Below are 16,051 nucleotides of genomic sequence, written 5' to 3' on the forward strand. Positions count from 1 at the left end.
TGCCTTGCACCGCACGCTAGAACCCAAGGCGACGAAGCAGCACCAAGAGCGCGCAGCCATGAGCACCCCGAAACCCGTAGTCCTGTGTATCCTTGATGGTTGGGGCCTGCGTGACGACAGCCACGGCAACGCGCCTGTGCTGGCGGACACCCCGACCTATGACCGGATCATAGAGACATGCCCGCACGCCACATTGGTCACACATGGGCCGGATGTGGGCCTGCCGTCGGGCCAGATGGGCAATTCCGAGGTTGGGCACACCAATATCGGCGCGGGCCGTGTGGTGGCGATGGATCTGGGCCAGATTGATCTGGCCATTGAGGATGGCAGTTTTTTCCACAATGCGGCGCTGCAGGACTGGATTTCGGGGATCAAGGATGCGGGCGGGCGCGCGCATCTGATGGGCGTGATGTCGGACGGGGGCGTGCACGGGCATGTGTCGCATATGGTTGCGGCGGCCAAGGCCTGCACCGATGCGGGCCTGTCGGTGCTGGTCCACGCGATCACGGATGGCCGCGACGTGGCCCCCAAATCCGCCGAAACCTATCTGGCCGATCTACAGGACGCCCTGCCCAAGGGCGCGCGGATCGTGACCGTGACGGGCCGCTATTTCGCCATGGACCGGGACAACCGCTGGGACCGTGTGGAAACCGCCTTTGCCGCGATTGCGCGGGCCGATGCGCCGGTGGTCGAAAGCCCCGCCGCCGCCATTGCGCGGGCCTATGCCAACGATCACACCGATGAATTCATCCCTGCCACGGTGGTGGACGGCTACAAGGGGGCCAAGGATGGCGATGGGCTGTTCTGTCTGAACTTCCGCGCCGACCGCGCGCGCGAGATCATGGCGGCCTTTGGCGATCCGGGTTTTGACGCGTTTGACCCGGCGGGACGCCCGGCGTGGTCCGGGCTTCTTGGCATGGCGGACTATTCCGAGGCGCACAAGGCCTACATGACCACCGCCTATCCCAAGCCCGAGATCGTGAACACGCTGGGCGCGTGGGTCGCACAGGCGGGCCTGCGCCAGTTCCGTCTGGCGGAGACGGAAAAGTACCCGCATGTGACGTTCTTTCTGAACGGTGGGGAGGAGACGCCCGAACCGGGCGAAGACCGCGCGATGCCCAAATCGCCTGATGTGGCCACCTATGACGCCCAGCCCGAGATGTCGTCGGTCGAGGTCACCGACCGCTTTGTCGAGGCAATCGAGGCGGGCTATGACCTGATTGTCGTGAATTATGCCAACCCGGACATGGTGGGTCATACCGGTGACCTGCAAGCTGCGATTGCGGCCTGCGAGGCGGTGGATGCAGGGCTGGCCCGTGTGCTGCCTGCGCTGGAAGCGGCGGGGGGCGCGATGATCCTGACGGCGGATCACGGCAATTGCGAGACGATGATTGATCCGGACACCGGCAACCCGCACACCGCGCACACGACAAACCGCGTGCCTGTTGCGCTGATCGGCGCTGACGGGACCTTGCGCGACGGGCGGCTGGCGGATCTTGCGCCGACGCTTTTGCAACTGATGGGGCTGGACCAGCCCGACGAGATGACAGGGGTCAGCCTGATCTCATGAGGCGTTTGCGGTTTGCCTTGATCCTTGCCATATGGCCCGCCGCGTTGACGGCGCAGGATGATCCCGGCGCATTGGCCCGGCAGGCGGCGGTGGCGTTGTCCGATGCGTCGGCGCAATTGGACGCGGCAGACAGCGCGCGGGACCGGGTGCGGGCGCTGACCCGGACCATTCAGGCCTACGAGGCGGGCCTGTCCGCCATGCGCGGCGGCCTGCGGCAGGCGGCGATCCGCGAGGATCAGCTGCGCCGCCAGCTGGGCGCGCGGGATGCGGAGATCGCGCGGCTGCTGGCCGTGTTGCAGACCATGTCCCCGGGTGAGGCACCCACAGCGTTTCTGCATCCGCAGGGACCCGAAGGCACGGCACGGGCGGGCATGTTGCTGGCCGAGTTGACGCCTGCGCTGAACCAGCGTGCGGCGAACCTGCGGCGCGATCTGGAGGACGTCGAGACGCTGCGGCTGTTGCAGGAAGACGCCGCAAACCGGCTGCGCACCGGGCTGGCCGAGGTGCAGACGGCACGCTCTGCGCTCAATCAGGCGATGGCCGAGCGCACGGACCTGCCCACCCGGTTTACCGCCGACCCGATCCGCACCGCGCTTCTGGTGGCGTCGGCCGAGACGCTGGATGCGTTTTCCAGCGGCCTTGCCGAGATTGTCGTGGATGAGGCCGCGTGGACGCCACCCCGCCTTGAGGACCGGATCGGCACGCTGACCCTGCCCGCGCGCGGGGTGCTGCTGCGCGCCGCCGGAGAGGCGGACGCGGCGGGCATTGCGCGCCCCGGCCTGTTGCTGGCCACGCGCCCCGGTGCGCTGGTCACGGCCCCCACGGAGGCCACGCTGCGCTATGTCGGGCCGCTCTTGGATTTTGGCAATGTCGTGATGCTTGAGCCGCGCCCGGGCACGCTGTTTGTCTTTGCCGGGCTGGGCGTCACCTATGGGCAGGCGGGCGATATCATTGCCGAGGGCACGCCGCTGGGCCTGATGGGCGGCTTGCCGGGGGCGCAGACGGAAAACGCCGCTTCAACAGGTGGTGAAGGGGCTGGCGGAACCCGTTCGGAAACGCTCTATATAGAAGTCAGACAAGACAACACGACTGAGGACCCTGCGGGGTGGTTCAGCATCGACAAGGATGGATAGGCAAGAATGAAACGTTTCGTCATGGCCGCGTTGGGCGGTACGGTCGCGGGTGCCATCGCGACCACGCAGATCGCAGGCCCGTTGCTGGCCCAAGAGGCCAATGCCAGCGCCAGCGTCTACGAGCAGTTGGACCTGTTCGGTGACATCTTTGAGCGCATCCGCAACCAATATGTCGAAGAGGTCGAACCCGGCGAACTGATTGAGGCGGCAATTGACGGGATGCTGACATCGCTTGACCCGCATTCCAGTTACCTGTCCCCCGACGACGCGGCGCAGATGCAGGTGCAGACACGCGGCGAGTTTGGCGGCCTCGGGATCGAGGTCACGCAGGAAGAAGGGTTCATCAAGGTCGTCTCGCCCATCGACAGCACGCCAGCGGCCGAAGCGGGCATCGAGGCGGGCGATTTCATCACCCATGTGGACGGCGAAAGCGTGCTGGGCCTGACCCTCGACGAGGCGGTGGACCGGATGCGCGGGCCGGTCGGGTCCGAGATTATCATCACCGTTGTGCGCGAAGGCGAAACGGAGCCGTTCGACGTCTCGATCATCCGCGACACAATTGAATTGCAGGCGGTGCGCACGCGCACCCAAGGCGAGACGGTGGTGCTGCGTGTCACGACCTTTAACGACAAGACGACGCCCAACCTGATCTCCAAGCTCGAAGAAGAGGTCGAAACGCTGGGCGGGATGGAAAACGTGGATGGGTTCGTCCTCGATCTGCGCAACAACCCCGGCGGTCTGCTGACCCAAGCGATCCGGGTGTCGGATGCCTTTCTTGAAGAGGGCGAGATCGTGTCGACCCGTGGCCGCGACCCGGCTGATGGTGACCGGTTCAACGCGACACCGGGCGATCTGGCGCAGGGCAAACCTATGGTGGTCCTGATCAATGGTGGGTCCGCGTCGGCGTCCGAGATTGTCGCGGGTGCGTTGCAGGATCACCGCCGGGCGATTGTCGTGGGCACCAAGAGCTTTGGCAAAGGGTCTGTGCAAACGGTCATGCCGCTGCGTGGCGCATCGGCCATGCGCCTGACCACGGCGCGTTATTACACGCCATCGGGCCGGTCTATTCAGGCGCTGGGCGTGAGCCCGGACATCGTGGTGGAACAGCCCCGCCGCGCCCCCGCAACCGAGGAAGACGAAGAGGCGCGCAGCGCGGTGGGCCAACGCTCCGAATCCGATCTGCGCGGCAGTCTCGACAACGACTCGCTGAGCGAGGACGAAATCCGTCAGATCGAAGCGGACCGCGAAAAGGCCGAAGCCGCCGCCGCCCTGCGCGAAGAGGATTATCAACTGGCCTATGCCATCGACATCCTCAAGGGTCTGAACGCGCTTGGCCCCAGCGACTGAGACCACGGCCCTGTGATTGCAGAAAGGCCGCCGCAAGATGTTGCGGCGGCCTTTTTCATGGCTGTTACACGGATTGCGTGGCGGCCACGGCACGTTGCCAGCGGCCATAGGCCTCTGCGCGGTCCGCGTCGGCCATTGCGGGGGCGAACTGCACATCTCGCGCCCACGTGTCGGCAAAGCCCTGCACATCCGGGTAGAGGCCCGCGCGCATCCCGGCGAGCCACGCGGCCCCAAGCGCAGTTGTTTCGACCCCGGCGGGCCGGTCCACCGGCGCGCCCAGCATGTCGGCAAGGAACTGCATCGCCCAGTCATTGGCGCTGAGCCCGCCATCGACGCGCAGCACGGCGTCACCGCCATCGGGCCAGTCAGCGCGCATCGCCTCCCACAGATCGCGGGTCTGAAAGCCGATGCTTTCCAGCGCCGCACGCGCCATTTCCGCAGGCCCGGTGTCGCGGGTCAGGCCATACACGGCCCCCCGGCAATCCGGGTTCCAGTACGGCGCGCCAAGACCGGTGAAAGCGGGCACAAGTGTGACGCCGGGCTTGCCTGTGGGTGCCAATGCCTCCGTCTCGGGGGCAGAGCCGATGACGCCCAGCCCGTCACGCAGCCATTGCACCACGGCGCCTGCAATAAAGATCGACCCTTCGAGCGCGTATGTCGGTTTGCCGTCCAGTTGGTAAGCGATGGTTGTGAGCAGCCGGTTCTGCGACCGCACCGGCGCGTTCCCGGTGTTCAGCAGCGCAAAGCAGCCTGTGCCATAGGTTGATTTCAACATGCCCGGCGCAAAACACGCCTGTCCGATGGTGGCCGCCTGTTGGTCCCCTGCGACGCCGTAGATCGGCGTTTCGCCCCCCAGAAGGCCGGTCACACCGAAGTCGGCGGCACAGTCTTTGACCTCGGGCAGCATCTCTTGCGGGATGTCGAGCATGGCGCACATCTCGGCGCTCCACTGGCCCTTGTGGATGTCATAGAGCATCGTGCGAGCGGCGTTTGTGGCATCCGTGACATGCGATGCGCCGTTGGTCATGCGCCAGATCAGGTAGCTGTCCACCGTGCCGAACAGCAGCTTGCCTGCACGGGCACGGTCCCGCGACCCTTCGTACTGGTCGAGGACCCATTTGACCTTGGTCGCGGAGAAATACGGGTCCAGCAGCAGCCCGGTGATGTCGGTCACCTGATCCGCGTGCCCTTGGGCGCGCAGGCCCTCGCACATGTCGGCGGTGCGGCGGTCCTGCCACACGATGGCACGGTGCAGGGGCGCGCCCGTCTCGGCATCCCAGACAACAGTTGTTTCGCGCTGGTTGGTGATGCCGATGGCGGCGATGTCGCTGGCCCCGAGCCCCGCCTTGGCCAAGGCAGCCGCGACCGTCGAGCCGACGGTGGTCCACAGGTCCTCGACCTCGTGTTCGACCCAGCCGCTGGCCGGGAAATGCTGGGTGAATTCCTCTTGCGCGGAGGCGATGGGTGTCATGTCGCCGTCAAAGACAATGGCGCGGGAGGACGTGGTGCCCTGATCAATGGCCAGAATATGGGTCATGCGGACTGCTCCTTCATCCATGTGTCGACGGCTGCGCGTTCTGCTTCGGTCAGCCTCAGCCCCAGCTTGGTCCGCCGCCAGAGCGCGTCCGCCCCTTCGCGTGCGTATTCGCGGGTCATCATCCATTTGAGCTCTGCCGCCGTCAACGTGGCGCCAAAGTCCTGACCGAGGTCAGTGGCAGCCTTGGCATCGCCCAGCACGTCCCATGCTTCGGTGCCGTAGGCGCGGATCAGACGGCCTGCCCATTTTGCGCCGAGAAACGGGTAATCCTGTGCCAGCCTGTTGGTCAGCGTGCCCACATCCGCCACGGCAAAGTCGCCACCCGGCAGCGGCACGCCAGCGGTCCATGCCGCGCCCAGACCCATCTTGGCCAGCGCCTGTTCGGCGAGTTTGCGGTAGGTCGTGATCTTGCCGCCAAAGACGCTGAGCACCGGCGGGCCGTTGTCGTCCAGCGTCAGCACGTAGTCCCGGGTGGCGGCCGTGGCAGACGACGCACCATCGTCATATAGCGGGCGGACGCCGGAATAGGTCCACACCACGTCATCGGCGGTCACGGGTTTTTCGAAATACTCGGACGCAAAGGCGCAGAGGTAGTCGCGTTCGGCATCGGTGATCTGGGGTTTGACGTCGGCGGCATCGTGTTCCGCATCCGTGGTGCCGATCAGGGTAAAGTCACGTTCGTAGGGAATAGCAAAGATGATGCGCCCGTCGGTGCCCTGAAAAAAGTAGCACTTGTCATGATCATAGAGCCGTTTGGTCACGATGTGCGATCCGCGCACCAGCCGGATGTTGTGCTGGCTGTTCTGGCGCATGACACCTGTCAGGATGTCGGCCACCCATGGGCCGCCCGCGTTGACCAGCGCCTTGGCCCGGTATGTGCCCTGTGCGGTGTCGATGCGCCATGTGTCGCCATCGCGGGACGCCTCGTTCACGCGGCAGCGGGTCAGGATCGTGGCGCCGCGCGCTTCGGCGTCGCGGGCATTGAGCATAACCAGTCGCGAATCCTCGACCCAGCAATCGCTGTATTCATAGGCCATCTTGAACCGCTGTTTGAGCGGTTTGCCTTCGGGCGCGGTGGTCAGGTCCAGCGTCTTGGTGCCCGGCAGGATCTCGCGCCCGCCGAGATTGTCATAAAGGAACAGGCCCAGCCGGACGAGCCAAGCGGGCCGCCGCCCCTTTTCGATCCACGGCATCGTCATGCGCAAGAGCCGTGAGGTTGGCGTGTCGCTGTCGAACCGCATATCGGGCGCGTATGGCAGGACAAAGCGCATGGGCCAACTGATATGCGGCATCGCCTTGAGCAGCACCTCGCGTTCTTTCAGCGCGGATTTGACAAGGCCAAACTCGAAGAATTCCAGATAACGCAGCCCGCCATGGAACAGCTTGGTCGATGCGCTGGATGTTGCGCCGCCCAGATCGCCTGCCTCGGCCAGCCCGACCCTGAGCCCCCGACCCGCCGCGTCACGCGCAATCCCGGTGCCGTTGATGCCGCCACCAATGATAAACAGGTCAAAAACTTGGTCGTCCGACACGTGCGCGCCCTCCGTTTGGGATACGGATGACGGTGTATGCTGAACCATCCAGTGCTTCAAGTTAGCGTTAACGCTGCGGCGACATGTCCTTGAGGCCCAGCAAAACAGCCGCGCCGATCATCAGCCCGCCGCAGATGCGGTTGATGGTGGCCATGGACATACGGGCAAGGCGGGCGGCAACCCGGTCCCCGGCCCAACCCCACGCAATCAGGGTCAGCCCATCGACCGCCAGATAGGTCGCCCCGAGGATCAGCAACTGCGGCAGGATGGCCGCATCAGGCGCAATGAACTGTGGGAAGAGCGCGGCAAAGAACACCACGGCAAAGGGGTTTGTCATCGAGGTGACAAAGCCCATGCGGAAGAGCCGTGCGGGCCGTGCGGTGTGTGCCGCTGCGCCACGGGCCGCCCCCTTGGCCCGCATCATCTGCACCCCGATCCACACAAGATAGGCAACGCCCAGCCACTTGATCCAGCCAAAGGCCACGGCAGAGGTCGCAATGATTGCAGCAAGGCCAAAGGCGGCGGCGGTCATCTGCAACATATTTGCACTGAGGTCCCCGGCGATCACCCACAGGCTGCGGCGCAGCCCGTGTTTCATCGCGTTGGAGACGATCAGAAGCTGGCTGGTGTCAGGTGGGGTGGCAAAGAAAACGGCGACGGCGGCGAGGTACAGCAGATAGGTGTCGGCTGTCATACCCGCGCGGCAATGGCGAGGTCGGCACCAAAGATCACATCGGCGTGGTCCGTCAGGTAGATGCGCAGCCACGGTGTGAACCGTTCGGGATGGCGTTGCACCATGGCCTTGAGGTCGTGGTAGTCGGTCCACTTGTAGGCCATGACTTCGTCCGGGTTGGGTGCGACATGCAGGTCACCGCGCACGCGACCCAGATAGACATCGACCACCTCGTGTTCGATCAGACCGTCACCCACGTCCGCGCGGTATTCCAGATGATGCCGGTGTTCGAGCGGCAGGCCCGTGATCCCAAGCTCTTCGTTCAGGCGGCGGGTGGCGCAGACCGACGGCGCTTCGTCCCAGTCGGGATGCGTGCAGCAGGTGTTCGCCCAGAGGCCCGGCGTGTGGTACTTGCCCATTGCGCGCTGTTGCAGCAGCACCTCGGTGCCGCGGATGACGAACACGGACACCGCCTTGTGCCGCAGGCCGCGCTGATGCGCTTCGAGTTTTTCGACCGGGGTCAACGTGCCGTCGACCCATGCGGGGATCATGATACTCATACGTGTTCCGCCTTTACGAGGCCGGTCAGGTGGGCGAGGTTCTTGATGCCGATCTTGACGTGGGCCATGGGCCGCGCCTTGACCAGCTTCTTGTTCATATACGCCTCGAACGTCAGACGCTGCACATCAATGTCGTGACATAGTGACACAAAGCGCTCGCGTCGGTCGTCGCTGCGATAGTAGGCATTTTGCATCGAAGCGAGGACCCGGAACACTGTCTTGTGCTCGCGCATGAACAGCTTGCGGGCAAGCCGTAGATCCTTGGCCCGGCCCGAGGCGAGTGTGGCCGCACAGGCTGTGGCGGCCACCCGGCCCCCAACCATGGCATAATAGATGCCTTCGCCTGACGAGGGGGCCACGACGCCTGCGGCGTCGCCCGCCAGCACCACGTCCTTGCCGTTGTCCCAGCGGTCGAGCGGTTTGAGGGGGATTGGCGCGCCTTCCTTGCGGATGGTTTCGCAGTCTGCGAGGCCGGAGGCCTTGCGCAACGCGGCGGTTGCGTCCTTGAGGTTTACGGACTGCAATTCGGTACCCATGCCGACGCTTGTGGTGCCGCCGTGGGGGAACACCCAGCCGTAGAAATCCGGCGAGATCGCGCCGTCATAGATCACGTCGCAGCGCATCGGGTCGTAGGTTTCGGTGGCGGCAGGGGCCTTGATGATCTCGTGATAGGCAAAGACCAGCGGCACCTTGTCGGCATCCTTGACCTCGGCCAGACCCACGCGGGATTTGGCCCCGTCCGCGCCGATCACCAGCTTGCACGGCAGCGCGCGTTCCTCTTGCGTGGCCTTGTCACGGTAGATGACGACGGGCGTGCCGTCGGGACGGTCGATGCGGACAAAGGTGCCGGTGAAGTACTTGGCCCCCGCATCCGCTGCGCGTTGGCGCAGGAACGGGTCGAAATCCTTGCGGTCGACCATACCCACATAGCCGTTTTCGATCGGGATATCGACCATGCGCCCCGTGGGCGAGATCATGCGGGCTGTGGTGACTTTGGTCAGCAGCTGATCTTCGTCGATGTGGAAATCCTGCATCAGCCTGGGCGGGATGGCGCCGCCGCAGGGCTTGATCCGGCCCTCGCGGTCCAGAAGGGCGACGGAATGACCGGACCGGACCAGATCTTCGGCGGCTGTGGCGCCGCAGGGGCCGCCTCCGACTACAACGACATCATACATGAGCTTTACTCCCCGGGGACCAAGGTTGCGTCTGAATAGTCAGCGCCCTGCATCACGCGGGCGGCGACCACGGCGGCCGCCAGAAACAGCGCCGCCTCCAATGTGAAAACGGTGGCGTAGGCGGTGGCGTCCGGCAGGACGAGCCGCGCCAGATCGAGCGTGCCGGTGGCCACGAGGCCCGCCAGACCCGCAGCGATGGCCTGAGCCGCGCCAAAGACGCCCATGCGGGTGCCGGTTGCCTTGGCATGGGCGGCGGCCAGTTGCATCATCGACCCGACCGCGCCCACGACGAACAGACCATTGCCGAGGCCAAGCACGACGGTTGATGGCACCAGCGGCAATTGCGCGCCAAGGCCCAGCAGGCCAAGCGCCGACAGGACACAGCCCGCCACGGCCCAAAAGCGCAGGCTGCCCAGCCGCAGATGGGACAGCACGCCTGCGCCGATCATGCCCATAAGTGCCGCGCCGTCCTTGCCGCCCGACAGCTTGGTGCTGTCCTCGGGACTGAGGCCGTGGATGTGGCCCGCAAAGGGCTCGAAGATCAGTTCGGACAGGTAGAACGCCAGGATCGACAAAAAGACAAAGCCGGTGAACCGGCGCGCCATGGGGTCGGCCCACGTGTGGCGCAGCGCCTGTATCAAGGGCACATTGCGCGCTTCGTCCGGCGCGGTCGCGCCGTCCTCAGCCCGCCATGTGGCGATGACACATAGTGCCAGCGCAATGGCCACGACAACCGCGACCACCGCAACGAGGCGCTCCGGACTGTAGGGTTCGAGTGCGATGCCGGTGCCAACGGAGGCAAAGATCGCGCCCGCGATCAGCAAGAGCCACGCCATTGTCGCTGCGGCGCCTTTGCGCGGACCGGTGACCGACGCCAGCAGCGCGAGAAACGACGTGCCCGCCGCCCCGATGCCAAGGCCGATGGCGATGTAAGAGATAACCCAGACCACCAGCGCCCAAGGCACCGAAGCAGTCGCAACCTGAATGCCCCAGGCTGCGCCCAGCACACCCGCACCCACCACGGCCATGCCGCCAAGGATAAAGGGCGTGCGCCCGCCACGCGTATCGGACCGGTGGCCCCAGACGGGCCGCGTCAGTTGCACGCCGTAGTGCAGCGCGACAAGCAGGCCGGGCAGCAGTGCAGGCAGGGCCAGTTCGACGGTCATCAACCGGTTGAACAGGTTCACGGGCAGGGCGGCCAGTCCGCCGATGGCGGCGTTCACAAGGCACAGCCGGATCAGAAGCCCCCAACCCGCCATCAGACCAGTCCCCGCAGGGCAAAGGCCGCGATCATCATACCCGACACATAGAGCAGCACACCGGTGCCGTTGTACCACGGTGCCTTGGCCTTGGGGTCGCGGAACATGATGGTCATGGCCCAGAATTGCAGGGCCAGCACCGTCATGACGCCCATGGCGTGCAGCGGGCGGTCCCAGAGAAACAGCAGGGCGATCACCACGGCCTGCGGCGCGGCCATCACAGCACAGGCCACTTGCGCAGCCCGCCGCGGGCCAAGCGTCACGGGCAGGGAGTTCACGCCCATTTGCCGGTCACCTTCCAGCGCTTTGAAATCGTTGAGTGTCATGATGCCATGCGCCCCCAGACCGTAAAGCAGGGCGACCAAGAGAATTTCCCACCGAGGGGCACCCGCGCTGAGCACGGCGGCCCCTGTCACCCATGGCAACGTCTCATAGCTGAGACCGACAAGGCCCGGGCCCCACCAGCCCGACCGCTTGAGGCGCACGGGTTCTGCCGAATAGGCCCACGCGGCCAGCACACCGACAACCGTCGCGGCAAAGCCCCACGGGCCCAGTTGCCAGCCGACAAAGAGGGATAGGGCAGACATCGCCAGCGCGATCCACAGACCCCAGCGGCCCGGAATGCGGCCCGACGGGATCGGGCGGTCCGGTTCGTTGATGGCGTCCACGTGGCGGTCGCACCAATCATTGGCCGCCTGGCTCATTCCGCAAACAATCGGTCCGGCGAGAAGCACACCCAGCAACACCAGCCACCAATGGCCCGCAGGTGCCACGCCCGATGAAATCACGCCACAGACATAGGCCCACATCGGAGGGAACCACGTGATCGGTTTGATCAAGCGCAGCGCGGCGACCGGTTCGGGAAATCGGCGCGTGGTCAGGGAAGAGCTGACATCCATGTGTCAACTATGGTTGACAACTTGAGTCGGCGCAAGTGTCTAGCGAGACTGTCAGGTGTCCTTGGCGAGCAGGCCGTATTTGCGCAATTTGACATAGAGCGACTGGCGAGACAGGCCCAACATCTCGGCCGCGGCCACGCGGTTGTTGCGGGTCAGGTTCACCGCTGTCTCGATGCACATTTTTTCGACCACATCCGTGGTTTCCGCCACTATGTCCTTGAGCGAGGCGGAGCCAACAAGGTCCATCACATTCCGACCGGGATCGGGCAACGTATTGCCGCCTTCGGGCTTGCGCACCCCTTCGAGGCGGCTCACATCGCGAAGGATGATGCCAATGGCCGACGCCTCTCCGGCTTCGAGCCGGGTGGCGGACACCTCAACCGGGACACGTGCGCCCAGATCGTTGACCAGACGGGTTGCGTACAGACGCATCTGTCCGGACCGTGTCACATTTTCCAACAGCACGCCCAGATCGACCTGACCACGGGTCAGGAAATCCGCAAGTGTCGCGCCAACCACATCGCTGAGATGCGCGGCACCAACAAGGTCCTGAAATGCCTCGTTCACCGACAGGATGCCGCCGCGGTTGTCGAGGAATGCAACCGCGTCCGAGGTTTGGCGGAACAAAGCCGCCGCATGGCTGGCCGCCGCATCGGCAGAGGGCGTGGCCTCTGCCTCGCCTGTCAGGCGGCACATCAGCACCCGCTGGCCTGCGGCGCGGAACACCACGGGATGGATTTGCAACCGTTGCCGGGTGCGCGTGGCGCGCACGGTTACGGGCGTCGCATCATCCGACAGGGTGGAATTCATCAGGCTTTCGGTCAGTTCACTGCCGGACCGATCCGAAAAGAGGGTGGCAAAGGTCGCGCCCGAGAGCGCGTCGGGTTTCAGCCCCAACAGGGTCGCGGCCTTGGCGTTGGCGTCCTCGACCCGGCCCGTCTGGACCGACACGAACACCACCGCATCTTCGACGTTGCCCATGACAACGCGGTACCGCGCGTCGAACTCGCGCTTGGCCTCGTACCCCTGCTCAAGCGCGATCTGCGCCTGTACCAATTGCTGCTGAGTCTCGGCGATCGGGCGCAGGTCGCGGCCCAAAAGCAGGACCGCATCCTCCTGCCCAAACCGGTGAAAGGTGTAGCGCACCGGATATTGCCAAACGGCGTTGTCGGCGTGGTTCAATTCGATCGACTTGCGTGCCAGACCGCCCGCCAGATAGCCGTTATGGGCGTGTTGAAACTTTTCGATACTGTCGTCGGTCAGGAATTCGACAACCGGACGGCCTTCCCAGTGGTTGAGATTGCCAAAACTGTCATCCTGCGCATTGATCACCACGGACAGGATATTGCCTTCGGCGGACACAACCAAAGCAATGTCAGACGCCGCGCCGATGATGCTGCTCAGGAATTCCGGCTCGATCAGGGGCACAGAACCGCTGGTCCAGAAACTGCTGCCCCCGGTGGTCATCCTCGGCTCAGCGCCTTGTGCCGCTTCGTATAGAAGCCAACAACGTCCTTCGCCGATTTCGTCACCAGATCTACGCCTGTCTTCTTTCGAATGCCTTCGATATCGCCCCGCATTGCGCCACCCAGAGCGATGACAGGAGCGGGGTCAATCGCTCGTCTGATCTTTTTAACGTTTCGGGCGATGGTTTCAAGGCCCGCCACCTGGGCGCAGGACATCAACACCATGTCAGGCTGATCATACAAAACGCGGTTGGTGATTTGCTTGGGGGGCTCTGCGATGGACAGGCTCACATCGCAACCCAGCCGCCGCAGTTGCGCGGCCACGACAGACGCCCCGAGAAAGTGCTGTTCGCCTTCGGACACGACCACCAGCGCAAGCGGCGCGGTGTGCGTGTTAATCGCCGTATGGACCAGCGCTGACGATGCCTCGCTCAGCAGGGCTTGCAGGCGCAACGCGCCCACAGTGACGGAGGCGAAATCAAGATCGGAGGTGGTCCACAGCTCGCCCATGCAGGTGGCAACCTGCGGAATATAGAGATCAATGATGGAATCGATGGTCAGGCGGTAGCCGCGCAACTCTTCCATCACGAGCGATGCGTCAAAGCTGTTCCGGGATGTCACCGCACGCAACAGGTAGTCCACAACGATCTGCCGCGCACCCGAAGGTCCGCTGGTTTGGCGTTCGCACAGTACGGATATGACCTGGGATGCCAAAGGCTCCAGGCTCCCTCCCATCCCGTTTCTGGTCTGGGCCGTGCCGAAAGGGTCGTCTTGCGCCATGGCTCACCTCTAACGGTAGACACACAACAGACGACTCTGGCGCGTCAGAGTCGTGGCTCTTGTGTAAGTCTCTGCTTTGCACCTGTGCATGTCAATGCAGATTGACAATAATCCACAGGTTGATTGGCGCAATTTTCACGAAAAACCGCTGTTTTCTCTTAAAATCAGCCATCTCGCCCTGAATCCGAGCGCTCTGACATGTCCAGAGTTGTAAACATACGTCTCCAAAACTGTAACTTATAATTGACACTTTTCCGGTTCCGCCGATAATTTCACCTTATGTAGCCATGGAGAGGCGCAAGTGATGTCCCACACGGGAAAGCCCAGCGGCGTGCCGCATGGCCTCTATACGGCCCAAGAGCGTGCGCGGCGCGACAGCACCATCTGGACGCCCATTCAGGGTATCCTCGCGCCGATCCAGTTTGTGGTCTTTCTGGTCTCTCTGGTGTTGGTCATCCGCTACCTCGTGACAGGTGACGGATACGCCGTCGCCACATGGTCCATCGTGGCCAAGACCGGGGTGCTGTACATCATCATGATCACCGGCGCGATCTGGGAAAAAGTCGTTTTTGGTCAGTACCTTCTGGCACCTGCATTTTTCTGGGAAGACGTGTTTTCCTTCCTCGTGATCGGGCTGCACACGGCCTATCTCTGGGCTCTGTTTTTCGGCGCGCTCAGCCCGGTGCCGCTGATGTGGCTCGCGCTGGCCGCCTACGCCGCCTACGTCATCAACGCCGCTCAGTTCGTACTCAAATTGCGGGCCGCCAGACTGCAGGCCGCCGCCATGCCGGAGGTGACCGCATGACCGAACTGCCACGTCTTCCCACCAGCGGCGGGTGCCGCGATGTGCCGATTCTCAAGCAGCGCGGACAGCGCGAAGTGTTCTGCGGTCTGACGGGAATCATCTGGCTGCACCGCAAGATGCAGGACGCGTTCTTCCTCGTGATCGGCTCGCGCACCTGCGCGCACCTGCTGCAATCCGCCGCCGGCGTGATGATTTTCGCCGAACCGCGCTTTGGTACGGCCATTCTCGAGGAAACGGACCTTGCCGGTCTGGCAGATGCGCAGACCGAGCTGGACAAGGTGGTGGACGAATTGCTGACCCGCCGCCCGGACATCAAGCAATTGTTCCTCGTGGGTTCCTGCCCGTCCGAGGTGATCAAACTGGACCTCGCCAAGGCGGCGGAACGCATGACCCAGCGCCACGCGCCATCGGTGCGGGTGCTGAACTTCTCCGGGTCAGGCATCGAGACGACCTTTACCCAAGGCGAAGACGCTTGCCTTGCCTCCATGGTGCCCGTCCTGCCCAAGACGGAGGACCGGCAATTGCTTCTGGTCGGCGCGCTGCCGGATGTGGTCGAGGAACAGGCCATCGGCCTGCTCGAAGCGATGGGCATCGGTCCGATCAAGGTGCTGCCCGCCCCCCGTGCCAGTGACGATCTTGGCGTTGGCCCCGGCACGGTCTACGCGCTGACACAGCCGTTTCTGGGCGACACCCACGATGCCCTGACGCGCCGCGGCGCGCGCCATATCCCGGCCCCGTTCCCCTTTGGCGAAGAAGGCACGACGCAATGGCTTGCCGCCATTGCCACAGAATTCGGTGTCTCCGCCGACCTCTTCGAACAGGTCACCGCCGCGCCCCGCGCCCGCGCCCGCAAGGCCATTGCCCAGGCCGCCGAAGCACTCAAGGGCAAATCCATATTCTTCTTTCCCGACAGCCAGCTGGAAATTCCGCTGGCCCGGTTTCTCACCCGCGAATGCGGCATGACCGCCATCGAGGTCGGCGCGCCCTTCATCCACAAAGGGCTCGTCGGCCCCGACCTCGACCTGCTGGCCGAGGGCCCGACCATCTCCGAAGGGCAGGATGTCGACCTGCAACTCGACCGCGCGCGGGCCGCCCGACCCGACCTGACGGTCTGCGGCCTCGGCCTCGCCAACCCGCTCGAAGCCGAAGGGCTCGCCACGAAATGGGCCATCGAACTGGTGTTTACCCCTGTCCATTTCTACGAACAGGCGGGCGATCTTGCCGGGCTCTTCTCCCGGCCGATCCGGCGTGCCGACCTCCTCAAGCTGGAGGTGTCCTGATGCTTCTTCTCTTTCCAAATACTCAATCCGGCGGC

14 protein-coding genes are annotated in these 16,051 nt (G+C 64.3%); 5 read left to right on the plus strand and 9 right to left on the minus strand.

Translation table 11 applies throughout. The features are described from left to right. The first annotated feature begins 58 nt into the window (after positions 1-58). Genes gpmI through Q1A85_RS03200 form a run of 3 tightly spaced genes read left to right on the plus strand, consistent with a single transcriptional unit; the run spans position 59 to position 4,050 of the window. Positions 59-1,570, plus strand: a complete 1,512-nt coding sequence (gpmI, locus tag Q1A85_RS03190; RefSeq protein WP_299684994.1) for a 2,3-bisphosphoglycerate-independent phosphoglycerate mutase — start codon at positions 59-61, stop codon at positions 1,568-1,570. Next, positions 1,567-2,703, plus strand: a complete 1,137-nt coding sequence (locus Q1A85_RS03195; protein WP_299684996.1) for a peptidase M23 — start codon at positions 1,567-1,569, stop codon at positions 2,701-2,703. The genes gpmI and Q1A85_RS03195 overlap by 4 nt, the downstream gene beginning before the upstream one ends. 6 nt (positions 2,704-2,709) lie before the next feature. Continuing rightward, complete coding sequence (locus Q1A85_RS03200; RefSeq protein WP_299684998.1) at positions 2,710-4,050, plus strand: S41 family peptidase; 1,341 nt, start codon at positions 2,710-2,712, stop codon at positions 4,048-4,050. 64 nt (positions 4,051-4,114) lie between these two features. Here Q1A85_RS03200 and glpK read toward each other — a convergent pair whose 3' ends face one another. Genes glpK through Q1A85_RS03245 form a run of 9 tightly spaced genes read right to left on the minus strand, consistent with a single transcriptional unit; the run spans position 4,115 to position 13,865 of the window. Further along, positions 4,115-5,587 (minus strand): glycerol kinase GlpK, encoded by a 1,473-nt coding sequence (gene glpK, locus Q1A85_RS03205; RefSeq protein WP_299685000.1) that lies wholly within the window; start codon positions 5,585-5,587, stop codon positions 4,115-4,117. Then, positions 5,584-7,167 carry a glycerol-3-phosphate dehydrogenase gene (glpD, locus tag Q1A85_RS03210; RefSeq protein ID WP_299685002.1) on the minus strand — a complete coding sequence of 528 codons (1,584 nt, stop codon included), beginning with the start codon at positions 7,165-7,167 and terminating at the stop codon, positions 5,584-5,586. Before glpD ends, glpK begins: the two co-directional genes overlap by 4 nt. Before the next feature lie 19 nt (positions 7,168-7,186). Then, a complete protein-coding gene (locus Q1A85_RS03215) occupies positions 7,187-7,813 on the minus strand; it encodes a LysE family translocator (RefSeq protein WP_299685004.1) in 627 nt (208 codons plus the stop codon). After that, positions 7,810-8,352 (minus strand): isopentenyl-diphosphate Delta-isomerase, encoded by a 543-nt coding sequence (gene idi, locus Q1A85_RS03220; protein ID WP_299685006.1) that lies wholly within the window; start codon positions 8,350-8,352, stop codon positions 7,810-7,812. Before idi ends, Q1A85_RS03215 begins: the two co-directional genes overlap by 4 nt. Further along, positions 8,349-9,527 carry a geranylgeranyl diphosphate reductase gene (locus Q1A85_RS03225; RefSeq protein WP_299685008.1) on the minus strand — a complete coding sequence of 393 codons (1,179 nt, stop codon included), beginning with the start codon at positions 9,525-9,527 and terminating at the stop codon, positions 8,349-8,351. The genes idi and Q1A85_RS03225 overlap by 4 nt, the downstream gene beginning before the upstream one ends. A gap of 5 nt (positions 9,528-9,532) precedes the next feature. After that, the gene (locus Q1A85_RS03230; protein WP_299685010.1) at positions 9,533-10,786 is read right to left on the minus strand and encodes an MFS transporter; all 1,254 of its coding nucleotides are present in this window, start codon (positions 10,784-10,786) and stop codon (positions 9,533-9,535) included. Further along, complete coding sequence (chlG, locus tag Q1A85_RS03235; RefSeq protein WP_299685012.1) at positions 10,786-11,685, minus strand: chlorophyll synthase ChlG; 900 nt, start codon at positions 11,683-11,685, stop codon at positions 10,786-10,788. Before chlG ends, Q1A85_RS03230 begins: the two co-directional genes overlap by 1 nt. A 51-nt stretch (positions 11,686-11,736) precedes the next feature. Then, positions 11,737-13,152 (minus strand): transcriptional regulator PpsR, encoded by a 1,416-nt coding sequence (gene ppsR / locus Q1A85_RS03240; protein ID WP_299685014.1) that lies wholly within the window; start codon positions 13,150-13,152, stop codon positions 11,737-11,739. Next, a complete protein-coding gene (locus Q1A85_RS03245; protein WP_299685016.1) occupies positions 13,149-13,865 on the minus strand; it encodes a B12-binding domain-containing protein in 717 nt (238 codons plus the stop codon). The genes ppsR and Q1A85_RS03245 overlap by 4 nt, the downstream gene beginning before the upstream one ends. A gap of 370 nt (positions 13,866-14,235) precedes the next feature. Here Q1A85_RS03245 and bchF point away from each other — a divergent pair, with 370 nt between their 5' ends. Together bchF and Q1A85_RS03255 are read left to right on the plus strand one after the other, a co-directional pair. Further along, entirely contained in the window at positions 14,236-14,736 is a 501-nt protein-coding gene (bchF, locus tag Q1A85_RS03250; RefSeq protein WP_299685018.1) for a 2-vinyl bacteriochlorophyllide hydratase, read from the plus strand. Beyond that, complete coding sequence (locus Q1A85_RS03255) at positions 14,733-16,016, plus strand: ferredoxin:protochlorophyllide reductase (ATP-dependent) subunit N (protein WP_299685020.1); 1,284 nt, start codon at positions 14,733-14,735, stop codon at positions 16,014-16,016. Before bchF ends, Q1A85_RS03255 begins: the two co-directional genes overlap by 4 nt. Positions 16,017-16,051: the final 35 nt, after the last annotated feature.

It is taken from the genome of uncultured Tateyamaria sp., from assembly GCF_947503385.1.
Taxonomy (GTDB): domain Bacteria; phylum Pseudomonadota; class Alphaproteobacteria; order Rhodobacterales; family Rhodobacteraceae; genus Tateyamaria.